14 protein-coding genes are annotated in these 16173 nt (G+C 72.6%); 12 read left to right on the top strand and 2 right to left on the bottom strand.

The window, feature by feature from the left end:
* The first annotated feature begins 49 nt into the window (after positions 1-49).
* The 9 genes from AB0I29_RS08100 (at position 50) to deoC (ending at position 9257) form a co-directional block, all read left to right on the top strand.
* On the top strand, positions 50-1579 hold the full coding sequence (locus AB0I29_RS08100) for an ABC transporter ATP-binding protein (RefSeq protein ID WP_285102748.1): 1530 nt from the start codon (positions 50-52) through the stop codon (positions 1577-1579).
* A complete protein-coding gene (locus AB0I29_RS08095; protein WP_285102750.1) occupies positions 1576-2928 on the top strand; it encodes an ABC transporter permease in 1353 nt (450 codons plus the stop codon). The genes AB0I29_RS08100 and AB0I29_RS08095 overlap by 4 nt, the downstream gene beginning before the upstream one ends.
* Complete coding sequence (locus tag AB0I29_RS08090) at positions 2925-4223, top strand: ABC transporter permease (protein WP_285102751.1); 1299 nt, start codon at positions 2925-2927, stop codon at positions 4221-4223. Before AB0I29_RS08095 ends, AB0I29_RS08090 begins: the two co-directional genes overlap by 4 nt.
* Before the next feature lie 2 nt (positions 4224-4225).
* Positions 4226-4672, top strand: coding sequence for a cytidine deaminase (locus AB0I29_RS08085; RefSeq protein ID WP_285102752.1), 447 nt, complete (start codon positions 4226-4228; stop codon positions 4670-4672).
* A complete protein-coding gene (locus AB0I29_RS08080) occupies positions 4669-6051 on the top strand; it encodes a thymidine phosphorylase (RefSeq protein ID WP_285102753.1) in 1383 nt (460 codons plus the stop codon). The genes AB0I29_RS08085 and AB0I29_RS08080 overlap by 4 nt, the downstream gene beginning before the upstream one ends.
* A gap of 134 nt (positions 6052-6185) precedes the next feature.
* Positions 6186-7064, top strand: a complete 879-nt coding sequence (locus AB0I29_RS08075; protein WP_285102754.1) for a hypothetical protein — start codon at positions 6186-6188, stop codon at positions 7062-7064.
* A 42-nt stretch (positions 7065-7106) separates the two neighbouring features.
* Positions 7107-7316, top strand: coding sequence for a hypothetical protein (locus tag AB0I29_RS08070; protein WP_357480159.1), 210 nt, complete (start codon positions 7107-7109; stop codon positions 7314-7316).
* Between the two features lie 34 nt (positions 7317-7350).
* A complete protein-coding gene (locus AB0I29_RS08065; protein WP_357480156.1) occupies positions 7351-8508 on the top strand; it encodes an adenosine deaminase in 1158 nt (385 codons plus the stop codon).
* Positions 8505-9257, top strand: coding sequence for a deoxyribose-phosphate aldolase (gene deoC, locus AB0I29_RS08060; protein WP_285102760.1), 753 nt, complete (start codon positions 8505-8507; stop codon positions 9255-9257). Before AB0I29_RS08065 ends, deoC begins: the two co-directional genes overlap by 4 nt.
* A gap of 75 nt (positions 9258-9332) precedes the next feature.
* Here the strand turns inward: deoC and AB0I29_RS08055 are convergent, their stop codons facing one another.
* Complete coding sequence (locus AB0I29_RS08055; RefSeq protein WP_357480152.1) at positions 9333-12059, bottom strand: glycosyltransferase; 2727 nt, start codon at positions 12057-12059, stop codon at positions 9333-9335.
* A 128-nt stretch (positions 12060-12187) separates the two neighbouring features.
* On the opposite strand from AB0I29_RS08055, the gene AB0I29_RS08050 reads away from it, so the two are divergent.
* Positions 12188-12862: a hypothetical protein gene (locus AB0I29_RS08050; RefSeq protein WP_357480149.1), complete on the top strand. Its 675-nt coding sequence runs from the start codon at positions 12188-12190 to the stop codon at positions 12860-12862.
* Here AB0I29_RS08050 and AB0I29_RS08045 read toward each other — a convergent pair.
* Positions 12849-13649: a siderophore-interacting protein gene (locus AB0I29_RS08045; RefSeq protein ID WP_357480146.1), complete on the bottom strand. Its 801-nt coding sequence runs from the start codon at positions 13647-13649 to the stop codon at positions 12849-12851. The genes AB0I29_RS08050 and AB0I29_RS08045 overlap by 14 nt on opposite strands.
* Positions 13650-13804: 155 nt before the next feature.
* Here AB0I29_RS08045 and AB0I29_RS08040 point away from each other — a divergent pair, with 155 nt between their 5' ends.
* Both AB0I29_RS08040 and rfbB read left to right on the top strand, forming a co-directional pair.
* Entirely contained in the window at positions 13805-14971 is a 1167-nt protein-coding gene (locus AB0I29_RS08040; RefSeq protein WP_285102768.1) for a nucleotide sugar dehydrogenase, read from the top strand.
* A gap of 3 nt (positions 14972-14974) precedes the next feature.
* The gene (rfbB, locus tag AB0I29_RS08035; protein ID WP_285102769.1) at positions 14975-15970 is read left to right on the top strand and encodes a dTDP-glucose 4,6-dehydratase; all 996 of its coding nucleotides are present in this window, start codon (positions 14975-14977) and stop codon (positions 15968-15970) included.
* Positions 15971-16173: the final 203 nt, after the last annotated feature.

Genomic DNA, 16173 nt, shown 5'->3' with positions numbered 1-16173 from the left:
TGTGCCCCGGGACCTGTCATGAGCAGGACCCCTGTCGGGAAGGATTCCTATGCGGCTCGAGCTGCGCGGCATCACCAAGCGCTTCGGCGCGCTCGTCGCGAACGACCACATCGACCTGGTGGTGCAGCCAGGCGAGATCCACTCGCTCCTGGGCGAGAACGGGGCGGGCAAGTCCACCCTGATGAACGTGCTGTACGGCCTGTACGAGGCCGACGAGGGCGAGATCCTCCTGGACGACGTCGTCCAGGACTTCGCCGGCCCGGGCGACGCCATGGCCGCGGGCATCGGCATGGTGCACCAGCACTTCATGCTCGTGCCCGTCTTCACCGTGGCGGAGAACGTGATGCTCGGTCACGAGCAGACGCGCGGCGGCGGTCGCCTCGACCTGGAGGCGGCCCGCGCCCAGGTACGGGAGATCTCCGCGCGGTTCGGTTTCCACGTGGACCCCGACGCCGTGGTCGAGGACCTGCCCGTGGGCGTGCAGCAGCGCGTCGAGATCATCAAGGCGCTCTCCCGGAACGCCGACGTGCTGGTCTTCGACGAGCCGACCGCGGTGCTCACGCCGCAGGAGACCGACGAGCTGATGGCGATCATGCGCCAGCTGCGCGACGAGGGCTCCGCGATCGTGTTCATCACCCACAAGCTGCGCGAGGTCCGCGCCGTGGCCGACCGCATCACGGTGATCCGGCACGGCAAGGTCGTGGGCGAGGCCAGCCCGACGGCGTCGGACGCGGAGCTCGCCTCCCTGATGGTGGGCCGCGCCGTCGAGCTGACCGTGCAGAAGGACGCGCCCACCCTGCGCGAGAACGCGTTGCAGGTCAGCAACCTCGTGGTCACCAGCGAGACCGGCGTCGTCGTGGTCGACGACGTCACCTTCGAGGTGCGTGGCGGCGAGGTGCTCGTCGTGGCGGGCGTGCAGGGCAACGGGCAGACGGAGCTCACCGAGGCCCTCATCGGCCTGGAGGGCGACGTGTCCGGCAGCATCAGGCTCGACGGCAAGGAGCTGGTGGGCCGGTCGGTGCGCCGCATCCTCGACGAGGGCGTGGGCTTCGTGCCCGAGGACCGGACGCTCGACGGCCTGATCGGCGAGTTCACCATCGCCGAGAACCTCATGCTCGACCGCTCCGACGGTCCGCCGTTCGTGAAGGGCGGAGCGCTGCAGCTCGCCTTCCGCGACCAGTTCGCCGACGAGAAGGTCGCCGAGTTCGACGTCCGCACGCAGGGCATCACGACGCCGGTGGGCCGGCTGTCGGGCGGCAACCAGCAGAAGGTGGTGCTCGCCCGCGAGCTGTCCCGCGACCTGCGGCTGTTCGTCGCGGCGCAGCCGACGCGCGGCGTGGACGTGGGCTCCATCGAGTTCATCCACAAGCGGATCGTCGCCACGCGCGACGCCGGGGTGCCGGTGGTCGTGGTCTCGACCGAGCTGGACGAGGCGGTGGCCCTGGCCGACCGCATCATGGTGATGTACCGCGGCAAGGTGGTGGGCATCGTGCCCGCCGACACCCCGCGCGACGTGCTGGGCCTGATGATGGCGGGGATCTCGCCGGAAGACGTGAAGGACGGAGGCGAGGCGGCATGAGCGCGCCCGAACCGAGCCCGGGGTCGAACCCCGAGCAGGAGCCGGGCCTCGACCCCGGCACCGCCGAGGAGCTGGAGCAGGAGCGCGCCCGCGAGCTCGGCGCACCGGCCGGCGAGGAGGTGCAGGACACGGCCAGCCGCATGGCCAGGGCTCTGCAGCAGACGATGACCAGCTCCTGGACGGTCGCCGTCGGCGCGGTGCTGCTCGCGGTCCTGGCGGGCTCGATCATGATCGCCTTCACCGACGAGGAGGTGAAGGCGGCCGCGGTGTACTTCTTCGCACGGCCCGTCGACACCTTCGTCGCGGTCGGGCAGGCGGTCGGCGGCGCGTACGCCGCCCTGTTCCGCGGTTCCGTGGTGAACCTGCAGGCGCCGGACTTCGTCACCGCGATCCGGCCGTTCACGGAGACGCTCAGCTACGCGACCCCGCTCATCGCGGCGGGGCTCGGCGTGGCGCTCGCGTTCCGGGCCGGCCTGTTCAACATCGGTGGTCAAGGGCAGATGCTCGTGGCGGCCGCGGCGGCCGGCTGGGTGGGCTTCGGCGTCAGCGGGGTGCCGTTCCCGCTGCACCTGCTGCTGGCCCTCGTGGCCGGCATCGCGGCCGGCGCGGTGTGGGCCGGGATCGCGGGCCTGCTCAAGGCCCGCACCGGGGCGCACGAGGTGATCGTCACGATCATGCTCAACTACGTCGCGTACTACCTCATCTCCTACTTCCTGGCGACGCCGGGCCTGCTGCAGGCGCCGGGCTCGTCCAACCCGAAGACGCCGCCGACGGCGGAGTCCGCCCAGCTGCCGAACCTGCTCGGCGCCCGGTTCAACCTGACCTGGGGCTTCGTCCTGGCGGTGCTGGCCGTGGTCGGTGTGTGGTGGCTCCTGAACCGCTCGTCGACCGGTTTCGCGTTCCGCGCCGTGGGGGAGAACCCCCGCGCCGCGCGGGTGGCGGGCATCGACACCGGGCGCGCCACCATCAACTCCATGCTCGTGGCCGGCGGCCTCGTCGGGCTGGCCGGCGCCTCGCAGGTGCTGGGCGCCGTCACCACGGGCTTCAGCTCCGACATCGACGCCGGCATCGGGTTCGACGCCATCACCGTCGCCCTCCTCGGCGGGTCCAACCCGTGGGGCGTGCTCGCGGCGGGCATCCTGTTCGGCGCGTTCAAGGCGGGCGGCACCACCATGCAGGCCGCCGAGGGCGTCCCGAGCGACATCGTGCTCGTGGTCCAGTCGCTCATCGTGCTGTTCATCGCCGCGCCGCCGCTGGTGCGGGCCATCTTCCGGCTGCCCGACCCGAACCGGCGTCGGACACCGAAGAAGGCCAAGGCGGCCCGGAACCGGAAGGAGGCGGCCGCGTGAGCGCCGACCACAAGACCACCCAGCTCGACGCGCCGCTGTCGGAGACGACGCGCACCGTCACGGTCGTGTCGTGGAAGACGGCGGGCGTGCTGCTCACCGTGACCGTGCTGTACGCGCTGCTGCTGCTCGCCGTGCCGCACTCGGGTGACACCCGGTTCCTGCTGTCCCAGCGCGGCGACTTCTTCCAGATCCCGGTGATCGTGGTGCCCGCGACGGTGTTCGCGTGGGGGTGCGGCGCGGTGATGCTGGCGGTGACCGCCGTCGCCTTCGCGCTCACGGCGCGCGGGCGCCGGACGTCGCTCTGGCTCGTCGTGCTCTACTCCCTGGCCGGCCTGCTCGGCTTCCTGGCCTGGGCCGGCGCGGGCAGCCCCCGCGACCTGTCGATCGTGGGCCTGCTCGGCGGCGCCGTGCTGTGGTCCGTGCCGTTCGTCTACGGCGCGCTGGGCGGCGTGATCGGCGAGCGCGCGGGCGTGGTCAACATCGCGATCGAGGCGCAGCTGCTCGGCGCGGCGTTCACGGCGGCGATCGTCTCCTCGATCACGAACAGCGCGGTGGCCGGGCTGGTCGCGGCCCTGTTCGCGGGCGCGCTCGTGGCGCTGGTCCTCGGCGTGTTCGCCATCACGTACCACGTGAACCAGGTGATCGTCGGTGTCGTCCTGAACGTGCTGGTGGTCGGGCTGACCAGCTTCCTGTACTCGCAGGTGCTGGTGCCCAGCGCGGAGACGCTGAACTCGACCACGCGGTTCCAGTCCATCCCGATCCCGGTGCTGTCCGACATCCCCGTGATCGGCCCGGTGCTGTTCGACCAGCCGCTGCTCATCTACCTGATGTTCATCGCCGTGCCGACCGTCTGGTACACGCTGAACCGCACCCGCTGGGGCCTGCGGCTGCGTTCCGTGGGCGAGCACCCGAAGGCCGCCGACACCGTGGGCATCGACGTGGTGCGCACCCGGTACAACGCCGTGCTCGTCGCCGGTGCCGTGGCGGGCCTGGGTGGCGCGTTCTACACCACCGTCCAGCTCAGCCAGTTCGGCGAGAACATGACCGGGGGCGCGGGCTACATCGCCCTGGCCGCCGTCATCTTCGGCAAGTGGGACCCGGTGCGCGCCGCCTTCGCGGGCCTGCTGTTCGGCTTCGCGTCGAACCTGCAGAACGTGCTGTCCGTGGTCGGCTCGCCTGTGCCGAGCCAGTTCATGCTCATGATCCCGTACATCGTCACCCTGCTCGCCGTCGCGGGTCTCGTCGGGCGCTCGCGCCCGCCGGCCGCGTCGGGCGAGCCGTACGTCAAGGGGTGAGGATGGTGGACGTGAGCTCTGTGGAACAGGTGCGCCCGGACGGCGCCGTGGACTGGGACGGCCTGCGGGCCGCGGCCCGCGACGCGGTCGGCAAGGCCTATGCGCCCTACTCGGAATTCAAGGTCGGCGCGGCGGCCTACGCCGCCGACGGCCGCCTCCTGACGGGCGCGAACATCGAGAACGCGGCGTACGGGGTCACCCTGTGCGCCGAGTGCTCGCTGGTCAGCGCCCTGATCATGTCGGGCGGCGGGCGGCTGGCCGCGTTCACCTGCGTGAACGCGCTCGGCGAGACGATCATGCCGTGCGGCCGGTGCCGGCAGCTCCTGTGGGAGCACGGCGGCGCCGAGCTGCTGGTGGACACCCCGCTGGGCATCGTGCCGATGACGGAAGTACTGCCCCAGGCCTTCGGGCCGGGCGACCTGGACCACGTGCGGGAGGCAACCCGATGACCGAGCCGTTCGACGCCGTCGACCTGATCCGGGTCAAGCGCGACAACACGGAGTCGCTGACCGACGCCCAGATCGACTGGCTGGTGGACGCCTACACGCGCGGCGCCGTGGCCGACGAGCAGATGTCCGCGATGACCATGGCGATCCTGCTCAACGGGATGACCCGGCAGGAGATCTCCCGGTGGACCGCCGCGATGATCCGGTCCGGCGAGCGCATGTCGTTCTCCGCGCTCTCCCGGCCCACGGCGGACAAGCACTCCACCGGCGGCGTGGGCGACAAGATCACGCTGCCCCTGGCACCCCTGGTCGCGGTGTTCGACGTCGCAGTGCCGCAGCTCTCGGGCCGGGGCCTCGGCCACACGGGCGGCACCCTGGACAAGCTGGAGGCCATCCCGGGCTGGCGGGCCTCGCTGACCAACGACGAGATGATGGCCCAGCTCGACTCCGTGGGCGCCGTCATCTGCGCCGCGGGCGCCGGCCTCGCCCCGGCGGACAAGAAGCTGTACGCGCTGCGGGACGTCACCGCGACCGTCGAGGCGATCCCGCTCATCGCGAGCTCGATCATGTCCAAGAAGATCGCCGAGGGCACCGGCGCGCTGGTGCTCGACGTCAAGGTCGGCTCCGGCGCCTTCATGAAGACCCTGGACAGCGCGCGCGAGCTCGCGCGCACCATGGTGGACCTCGGGACCGACGCCGGGGTGCGCACCGTCGCCCTGGTCACGGACATGTCCGTGCCGCTCGGCCTGACCGCCGGCAACGCCCTGGAGGTGCGCGAGTCGCTGGAGGTGCTGTCGGGCGGCGGCCCGTCCGACGTCGTCGACCTGACCGTGGCCCTCGCCGTGGAGATGCTCGCCGCGGCGGACCGGCCCCGGTCGGAGGACGACGTGCGGGCCGCGCTGGCCGACGGCCGTGCCATGGACAAGTGGCGGGCCATGATCGCCGCGCAGGGTGGTGACGTGGACGCGCCGCTGCCGGTCGCGAAGGAGACCGAGACGGTGGTGGCGCCCGAGTCCGGCGTGCTCACCTCGCTGGACGCGTACGCGGTGGGCGTGGCGGTCCGGCGCCTGGGCGCGGGCCGGGCCCGCAAGGAGGACGAGGTCCAGGCGGCGGCCGGTATCGAGATCCACGTGAAGCCGGGTGAGGAGGTGACGGCCGGGCAGCCCCTGCTGACCCTCCACACCGACACGCCCGAGCGGTTCGCCCGGGCCCGCGAGGCCCTGGACGGCGGATGGTCCGTGGACCCGGCCGGCAACGGCGTGCTGGGCGGGGCCCTCGGGGGTGCCGCCGGCGCGCTGGCGAGCCTGGACATGGGGGCCGGCGCCCTGGTCGGCGCGGCCCTGGCGTCCGGGGGATCGGTGGTGCTCGACCGCATCGTCTGAGGTGGGAGGCGGTTTTCACCCACCGGAAGAGGTCGCCCTGCTTCCCCAGCGTGGCGAACCGGCGAGTCGCCCGAGCGCGGCTTAGCCTGACGAGCGTGCAGTCGACATTGCGCCTTTCGTCCCTGCTCGGTGCGATGCGTGCATTCGCCGGGCCCGTACCCGCGCCGCCGCCGCGGGGTCGCTTCGAGCGCCCGGCGATCCCGGACGACGTCGAGCGCCGCCTCGAGTCGGTGACCTCCCGCGCCCGGCGGTCCGTCCTGGACCCGCTGGGGCGCGAGCGCGGCACCGGGACCGTCGGCTTCCCCCGGCGGCTGAACCTCCCGTCGCTCGACGGCGACACCGCCGCCGCCGTGCAGGTCGACGAGACCACGTGCGGGTCGGCCGTGCTCGCGATGCTCGGTCTGGCCGGCGACCCGCGGGCGGCCCTGCGGATCGCCGGCGACGACCCCGCGGCTCGGTTCGTGCGGCTGCAGCACGCCGTCCAGGCGGCCACGAACCGGCACGGGCTGGTCGTGGCGGGCTGGCCGCGCACCTACGGCACGCCCCCGTGGGGCGCCGCGCGGTTCGCCAGCTACGGCGGCGTGCGCTACACCCACCGGGTCGCGGGCTCCCGCGGGCTGCTGGAGGCGGCGGTCGCCGCCGCCCGCGCGGGCATCCCGGTGCCCCTGTACACGGGCGGCGACGTGACGAGCGGGTGGGACGCCGCCGTCCCGCGCCACGTGGTGCTGCTCACCCTGGCCGACGGCGAGGGGACCGAGGGCAACGCGGTGATCTACGAGCCGTCCGGGGCAGGCCTGCACACCGTCCCGGTCGCCGTGCTGCTCGACCCGCCGCCCGCCCCGTCGCGGGAGGCCGAGACGCAGCAGACCACGGGGGAACGCACCGCGGCGCGCGTGCGCAAGGCGCTCACCGCGGCGCTCGGCGGCTGGCCGCACGTGACCTGGGTGGTGCTGCCGGAGCGCGCGGGCCGGTGGCAGGGCGGCGGCACCGGGGCGACGATGGAAGCCCACTGACGGGCGGTCCCTGACGGGCGGCCCGCCGACGAGGAGGCCCCGATGAGCACGCTGCCTGGTCCCGACTCGTGGCGTGACGCCGGCCTGGACCCGCCCCGGGACGCCGACGTCGACACCACGCACGAGCCCGACGAGTACGTCCCGGACGCGCCCCGCCCGGACAGCGACGGCGACGCCGACGAGGCCGACGTCGTCCAGCAGGCCCTCGACGCCCTCGCCGACGAGGACGACGAGAGCTCCGGCGCCGGCTGACGCCGGTGTCGGTGCCGGACGGTAGGTTGTCAGCATGACCACGCAAGACCACGGGGCGCGCCCCGGCGAGGCGCTGATCCGCGCCCTGCCCAAGGTAGTGCTCCACGACCACCTCGACGGGGGCCTGCGGCCACAGACCGTCCTCGAGCTCGCGGACGCCGCCGGGCACGAGCTGCCCGCGGCCGACGCCGACTCCCTCGCCGCCTGGTTCCGCGACGCGGCCGACTCGGGCACGCTGGTGCGCTACCTCGAGACCTTCGAGCACACCATCGCCGTCATGCAGACGGCCGACAACCTGGCCCGGGTCGCCCGCGAGGCGGTGCTCGACCTCGCCGCCGACGGTGTCGTGTACGCCGAGCAGCGCTGGGCGCCCGAGCAGCACCTGAGAGGCGGGCTGTCGCTCGGCGAGGCCGTCGAGGCGGTGCAGGCCGGCATCGACGACGGCATCGCGGCCGCCGCGGCCGGTGGCCACATCATCCGCGTCGGCCAGCTCGTCGGCGCGATGCGGCAGGCCGACCGCTGGCAGGAGGTCGCCGACCTCGCCGTCACCTACCGGGACCGCGGCGTGGTCGGGTTCGACATCGCGGGACCCGAGGACGGGTTCCTGCCGTCGCGGCACCTCGGGATCTGGCGCTTCCTCGCCGAGCACGACGTCCCCGTGACCATCCACGCCGGAGAGGCCGCCGGCCTGGACTCCATCGGGCAGGCCGTGCACCTCGGGCAGGCGGACCGCCTGGGCCACGGGGCCCGGATCATCGAAGACATCGCCTTCGTGTCCGACGGCGACCACGACTCGTCCGACGGCGCGCTCTCGGCCGACGGCCGCGGCGGCTCGGCCGACCTCGGCCGGCTCGCGCACTGGGTGCGCGACCACCAGATCCCGCTCGAGCTGTGCCCCGTGTCGAACCTGCAGACGGGCGTGGCCGAGTCGATCGCGACGCACCCGATCACGCGCCTCAAGGAGCTGGACTTCGCCGTCACGCTCAACACGGACAACCGCCTCATGTCGCGCACGTCGATGACGCACGAGATGAAGCTGCTCGTCGACGAGGCCGGCTGGACGATCGACGACCTCGTCGACGTGACCGTCACCGCCGCCTGGGGTGCCTTCATGCACCACGACGAGCGCCGCGACCTGGTCGACCAGGTCATCATGCCCGGATTCCAGAAAGTCGAAGGTGCCCTCGTATGACCGCACAGACCCACGCGCCGCAGCCCGCCGGGGTACCGCGCGACAAGGCGGCCCTCGCCGCGTTCGTCGACCACACCCTGCTCAAGCCGGAGACCATGGCGGCCGACGTCGCGGCGCTCGTCGAGGAGGGCGCCGGGCTCGGCGTCTACTCGGTGTGCGTCTCGCCGTCGTTCGTGTCGCTCGCGGTCGAGGTCGCCGCCGGGCGCCTCGCCGTCGCGACGGTGTGCGGGTTCCCGTCCGGCAAGCACATGACCGACGTGAAGGCGTTCGAGGCGGCCCGCGCCGTGGCCGACGACGCCGACGAGGTCGACATGGTGATCGACGTCGGCACCGCGCGCGCCGGCCGGTTCGACGTGGTGGAGGCCGACATCGCCGCGGTCCGCGGGGCCGTGCAGCCCGGCCGCATCCTCAAGGTCATCATCGAGTCGGCCGCCCTCACCGACGAGCAGATCGTGGGCGCGTGCAAGGCGGCCGAGGCCGCCGGCGCCGACTTCGTCAAGACCTCCACGGGCTTCCACCCGGCCGGCGGAGCCTCGGTCCACGCCGTCTCGCTCATGGCGCGGACCGTGGGCGCTGCGGGCGGCGGACGGCTCGGGGTCAAGGCCTCGGGCGGCATCCGGGACCTCGACACCGCGCTCGCGATGATCGAGGCGGGCGCCACCCGCCTGGGCCTGTCGGGCACGGCCTCGGTCCTGGCGGGCTTCGACAAGGACGCCCCGGTCACCGCTCCCACCCCGACCGACTACTGATCGTTGAGTGCTGGATATTCGCCCTTTTTCGTGTGCCAGAAGGGCGAATATCCAGCACTCAACGTTGCCGGCGGGCTAGCGGCGGGCGGCCAGCCAGGTCTCCGCGGCCGCCCAGTGCTCCTTGAGCAGGATGTACCGGTCCTCGTGCCAGGGCTTGACCGGCCCGGCCCAGTGGATCAGCCCGGGCTCGGTGACGAGCTCCTGCGTGGGCCACGCGTTCCACCGGGCGTCCAGGACGCGGTAGCGCGACCCGGCGTAGGCGTTCAGCACGTCCTGGTCGTTGAGCCCGTACCGCTCCGCGTACGGCACGAACTCCGTGGTGAAGCCGTCGGCGCGCATGACCGCCAGGTCGAGCACCAGGATGCCCGCGTTGAAGCCCTGGTAGCCGTGCCGGTGCCGCTGCATCATGGCCCGCACCAGGTCGCGCGCGGCGCCCGGGTCGTGCTGGAGCAGCCGTGTGGACCGGATGACGTTCCCGACGCCGTGCCGGTAGTTGTACGAGATCGACGGGCGGGCCGCCAGCGGCGCGCCGCCGAGGTCGGTGTCGTACAGCTCGGCCACGTCCACCACGCACAGCGCGTCCAGGTCGTGGTAGAGCACGCGATCGAGGTGCGGCAGCAGGTCGGGCAGCAGCAGCCGGTCCATCGTGGCGACCGTGATGTGCTTGAGCATGCCGAGCACAGGCCCGTAGTCGATCCCGTCGCACGAGTACCACTCGAACGTGACCTCGGGGAACAGCGCGGCGAGCCGGGCGTGGTCGGCCGGCGTGTGGTCGCGCGTCAGCGCCACGACGCGCACCGGGCGGTCGGTGTGCCGCACCACCCCGGCCACCACCACCTCCATCTGGGAGCGCAGGTTACCGTCGAGCGCCACCGCGATGTTCAGCGCCGCGCCCGTCCCGCCGCGGGGCGAGACGGCCTCCACGAGGGTCCGCGTGGCGCGCACCCCGGCGACGATGCCGGCCACGTCGCAGGTGCCGGGCGGCACCGCCACGGGTGTGGCGTGCACCGCCCGCGCCAGCTCGACCTCGGGGGCCACGGTGGCGGCCCAGGTCGCGTAGACCTCGTCGCGCGTGGCCCCGGCGAGGATCCTGGACATCGCGGGCGCGACGACGTCCCGGATACGCCGCTGCATGGCGCGCCGGCCGGCCTCGTCGGCGTCGAGCAGGCCGGCGAAGCGGATGTCGGCGTCGTTCCGGGGCCGGAAGTCGACGTCGGCCCCGATGGACCACGCGGGCAGGAAGGCGTGCAGGCGCGAGGTGACCACGCGTGAGTACCGGCTGCGGTAGGCGTCGAGCAGGTCGACGGCGTCGTGCACGTTGCGGGCGAAGGAGTTGCGGCGCACCTCGGGGTAGAGGTGCGTGACGGACTCGGCCGCGGCGTCGTGCTCCGGGACGGCCGTGTCCACGTACACCGCCGGGGCCCCGGCGGGCGCCGGCGTGAAGCCGGCCGGGAACACGGTGTCGACGGTGGTGGTGAGGCAGCCGCTGAAGAACGCCGGGACGCCGGCGTTGAGCAGCAGGTGCACGGTGGTCCAGTCCCGGCAGCCGATCGGCCCGTGGGCCATGAGGTAGTCGACGGCGGTGGGCGTGAGCACGGCGTGCTTGTTGATGTGGAACGACACGAACAGCGGCTGCAGGTTCTCGTGGAACGGGAAGTCGAACCGCAGGTCGAACTGGCTGTGCATGTACCAGCCGTAGGCCAGCATCCACGTGTTCTCCGGCACGGCGTCCAGCCGCGACATGTCCCGCTGGACCAGCGTCAGGTCGACGTCGGCGCCGGGACCGGGCACGACGTGCTCGGGCCGCACGCGGCCGGCGAGGAGCCGCACGGGCTCGGTGACGGCAGCGTCCCCGTGCAGGCGCAGGCCCTCGTGCCGCAGCAGGTGACCGAGGCTCGCGACGGTCTGGACCGTGTCGCCGATGTTGGTGGACGCCACGTTCTCGTCAGGCGCCTTGTAGTCGAGCACGGCGAACGACACGTGCCCGGCCGGGACCCGGGCCGGTGCGGCCGGCCGGTGCGCCTTCTCGATCCAGGGCGCCAGGTGGTCGATCGAGGCCTGGACCTGGTCGGTCAGGCCGGTCGCACGGCGGGCGGCGTCGAGGGCCTCGGCGGCCAGCGCGGCCTCGTCGGCGATGAACAGCAGCCGCGCGAGGTCGAGCAGCACCGGGGCGTCGGACACGATCCCGTGCCGCACCCACGTCGCCGCGGTGCGGGCCACGTCGGGGCTGGCCATGGCGATGCCCGCCCGGACGTATTCCGCCGGGGCGAGGCGGGCGGCGTCGTCCGGCCCGAGCTGCCGCAGCAGGTCCCAGGCGAGCTCGCGCAGGCCCACGCGCTGCGCGATCAGCGCGGCTCCGGCGACCCCGGCACGGCGCGTCTCGGGGTGCGCCATGAGCGAGTGGCAGAGCGACCGCCACTGGCCGGTGTCCAAGGTGCCGGCGGTGCGGATGGAGGTGGTGACGGCCTCGTCGACGGGTAGGCCGCGGCGCAGGGCGGCGGTGACCACGGCGTCGCCGGAGAGGGGTTCGGGACGTTCCTGGAACGGGCGGTCGGCGGCGCGGTCCGGGGCGGACCACACCTCCCGCGGCTGGCGGCTGGGCTCCTTGGCCTGGGTCCAGGACTCCTGGTCGGGAGTCGGCACGGGCCGGGCCTCGGGTAACGGGCCCGGCTTGTCGGGATGCGGGTTGTACAGGGTCTCGGCGGTGGCGGTGAGCAGCGCCTCGGCGATCATCTCGTCGGCGGCCGGGACCTGGTGCGCAGTCTCACCGGACGCGGCGAGACGGCGGCTTGCAGGGGACATGAAGACTCCTCGTGGGGTCGACGGTTGAGCAGGAGAACCGTCGTACCGGCCTGTGCACGGAGCCGACGGTGGCCAGAGCGTAGTGCCCTCCGGTTACGCCCCGACGACGACTGGGTAGGCTCCCGGACATGTCTGCGCAACAACCTGCTGACCAGGCCTTTTCGACGTCGCAGCCGCCGTCCGGGCTGCTCCCGGAGCCACCCTCGGAGCCGTCGTCGCGGCCGACGGAGCCGGGCACCCTCGTGGGCTGCCGCATGCGCAAGTGGGACGGCACGCCGCACTGGCGGTTCGACGCCGTGCACCTCGGCCGGGACGAGCACGGCGTGTGGCTCGGCTACCGCACCGGGACGCGGTTCAGCAGGCCCGGCCGGGAGTACCGGACGCGCTGCCCCGGCGTCGTGCTGTTCGGCGACGTCGGGTGGGTCGCGGACATCTACCGCGGCCACCCGCGGGGCGTGCGCCTCTACATCGACCTCACGACGGTCCCGCAGTGGCGCGCCGTGCCCGACGGCGGGGACGGCCGCGGCCCGGCGTTCGAGGTCTCGGGCATCGACATGGACCTCGACGTGCTCGCCCTGCGGCCGGGCAGCGAGCGAGCCAGGGAGCAGGGCGAGTTCTTCATCGACGACGAGGACGAGTTCGCGGAGCACTCCGTCCGGTACGGCTACCCGCCGTCGGTCGTGGCCCGGGTACGGGCGGACGCCGACGCGCTGCTCGAGACGGTGCGGGCCGGGGAAGCGCCGTACGACGGCCCGACGGCGGACCGCTGGTTCGCGGTCCTCGACGGGCTCAGCGGGCGCTGAGCACCAGGTCGTCCTGCTCGACGGCGGCTCGCCACTCCGGCTTCTCCGCGCGCCAGCGCTCGTCGTCGCGGCCGAGCCGCCAGTAGCCCGACGCCGAGAGCAGCTCGCGCGGCACGCCCAGCGTCCCGCGCGCCCAGCGGCGCAGGTCGCGCACGCAGCCGGCCTCGCCGTGCAGGAACGTGTGCGGGGTACCGTCCGGCAGCCCGGCGGCCTGCACGACGTCGGCCAGGCTCGCTCCCGTGGACCGGTGGACCCAGGTGAGGTGCAGGTTCGCGGCGGTGGTGATCTCCTGCTCCTCGGACGCGTCGGCGACCTCGACGAAGACGTGCGCCACGGCGTCCTCGGGCAGGGCCTCGCACGTGGCCGCGATGGCCGGGAGGGCGGACTCGTCACCGGCCAGGAGGTGCCACGGCGCGTCGGGGGACGGCGCGTAGTCGCCGCCCGGGCCCACGAAGGAGACCTCGTCGCCCGGCTGGACCCGCTGGGCCCACGGGCCGCCGTGGCCCACGTCGCCGTGCGTGACGATGTCGATGTCCCAGCCGGACGCGGTCACGTCGCGGATCGTGTAGGTGCGCAGGACGGGGCGGCCCTCGGGCTCGGGGGGCTCGGCCATGACCAGCTTGACGTAGCGGTCGGTGAACGGCGTGGTGTCGGCGTCGGCCAGGGCCGTGCCGCCGAGCGTCACCCGGATCATGTGCGGAGTGAGCTGCCGGACCGCTGTCACGGTAGCCGTGGTGCGGACGCCTCTGCGGGGCTTCTCGGTCGGTGCGCTGGTGGTCTGTGACATGGTGAGGCAAGCCTAACCTCGGGCGCGCTCGGGCGCCGGTGTGGCGTGCGTCACTGGATGAAGCACTTGTCGGGCGCTCCGGCGCTTGTCCTACGGACCGGGCGGCGCGCCTACCATGGGCCCGTTGTCGAACTCTTCCTGTCAGGAGCCTGGTCGTGAAGATCGCTGTTGTCGGTACGGGGTATGTCGGGCTGTCGAACGCGGTGCTGCTCGCGCAGAAGCACGAGGTGTGGGCGCTGGACGTCGACCCGGTCAAGGTGGCCCAGGTCAACGACCGGATCTCGCCGATCGTGGACCCCGAGCTGGAGGAGTACCTGGCCGGTCGCGAGCTGGCACTGACCGCGACCCTGGACAAGGAACAGGCGTACGCGGAGGCCGGTGTCGTGGTGATCGCGACGCCGACCAACTACGACGAGGTCACCAACTTCTTCGACACGTCCTCGGTCGAGACCGTGATCGACGACGTCCTGGAGCGCGTGCCCGACGCGACGATCGTGATCAAGTCGACGATCCCGGTCGGGTTCACCGAGCGCATGCGAGCCGAGCACCCGGGGGCCGCGATCGTCTTCTCCCCGGAGTTCCTGCGCGAGGGCCGGGCCCTGTACGACAACCTGCACCCCTCGCGCATCGTGGTCGGGGACCGCGGCGACCGCGGCAGGCAGTTCGCCGACCTCCTGCTGGAGGGCGCGCTGGACGAGACCACCCCGGTCCTCCTGACCCACCCGACCGAGGCCGAGGCGATCAAGCTGTTCGCCAACACCTACCTGGCGCTGCGGGTGGCGTACTTCAACGAGCTGGACACCTACGCGGCCACCCACGGCCTGGACACCGCGCAGATCATCGAGGGCGTGGGCCTGGACCCGCGGATCGGGACGCACTACAACAACCCGTCCTTCGGCTACGGCGGGTACTGCCTGCCCAAGGACACCAAGCAGCTGCTGGCCAACTACGCCACCGTGCCGCAGAACCTGATCAACGCGGTCGTCGACGCCAACACCACCCGCAAGGACTTCGTGGCCGCGGACATCCTGCGCCGGGAGCCGAAGACCGTGGGCGTGTACCGGCTGGTGATGAAGGCCGGGTCGGACAACTTCCGCGACTCCAGCGTCCAGGGCATCATGAAGCGGATCAAGGCCAAGGGCATCGAGGTCATCGTCTACGAACCCACCCTCGAGCAGGACGACTTCTTCTCCTCGGAGGTCGTGCGCGACCTGGACCAGTTCAAGACGCGCGCGGACGTCATCATCGCCAACCGGCGCACCGAGGTGCTCGACGACGTCGCGGACAAGGTCTACACCCGCGACATCTACGGACGGGACTGACCGATGCGCGTCCTGGTCACCGGCGGCGCGGGCTTCATCGGCGCGAACTTCGTGCACCAGACGGTGCGCGAGCGCCCCGACGCGCGGGTCACGGTGCTCGACGCCCTGACCTACGCGGGCGACCGTACCTCGCTCGACCCGGTCGCGGACCGGGTGGAGCTGGTGGTCGGGTCGATCGCCGACGCGCCGCTCGTGGACCGGCTCGTGGCGGAGTCGGACCTGGTCGTGCACTTCGCGGCCGAGTCGCACAACGACAACTCGCTGAACGACCCGTCGCCGTTCGTACAGACGAACCTGGTGGGCACGTTCACGCTGCTGGAGGCGGTGCGCAGGCACGACGTGCGGTTCCACCACATCTCGACGGACGAGGTGTACGGGGACCTGCCGCTCGACACCCCGGACCGGTTCACGCCGGAGACGCCGTACAACCCGTCGTCGCCGTACTCGTCGACCAAGGCGGGCTCCGACCTCCTGGTCCGGGCCTGGGTCCGGTCGTTCGGCGTCCAGGCCACCATCTCCAACTGCTCGAACAACTACGGCCCGTACCAGCACATCGAGAAGTTCATCCCGCGTCAGGTCACCAACCTGATCGACGGCGTGCGTCCGCGCCTGTACGGCGCGGGGCTCAACGTGCGCGACTGGATCCACGTCGAGGACCACAACGCGGCAGTGTGGACGATCATCGACAAGGGCAGCATCGGCGAGACGTACCTGATCGGCGCCGACGGCGAGACCAGCAACCTCGACGTGGTGCGGACCCTCCTGGAGATCTTCGGGCGGGACGCCGACGACTTCGACCACGTGACCGACCGGCCCGGGCACGACCTGCGGTACGCGATCGACGCCAGCCGGCTCCGGACGGAGCTGGGGTGGGTGCCGCGGTACACGGACTTCCGGGCGGGGCTGGAGGCGACCGTGGAGTGGTACCGGGAGAACGAGCCCTGGTGGAGGGGTGCGAAGGCGCTGACGGAGGCCAAGTACGCCGCCTCGGGACAGTAGCTCGCTCGTGCTGGGTCGGGGGCTGGGTCCGGTCCGGGCGAACGTGAGGGGTGCGCCGCCTCGCTCACGGGCCCCAGGGGGCCCTCCGCTACGGTTTTACGGCGGCGCACCCCTCACGCTCGCCCGGACCTCTGCCGTTCGGGTCGCCATTGATGGTGGGGTTGGTTGCGTAGTTGGCCTCTGTCAGGGCCTGGTCGTTGGGG

This window comes from Promicromonospora sp. NPDC050262, from assembly GCF_040655935.1.
Lineage (GTDB): Bacteria > Actinomycetota > Actinomycetes > Actinomycetales > Cellulomonadaceae > Promicromonospora.
Note: the sequence above shows the minus strand (reverse complement) of the source record. Positions and strands in the feature narration are given on the sequence as shown.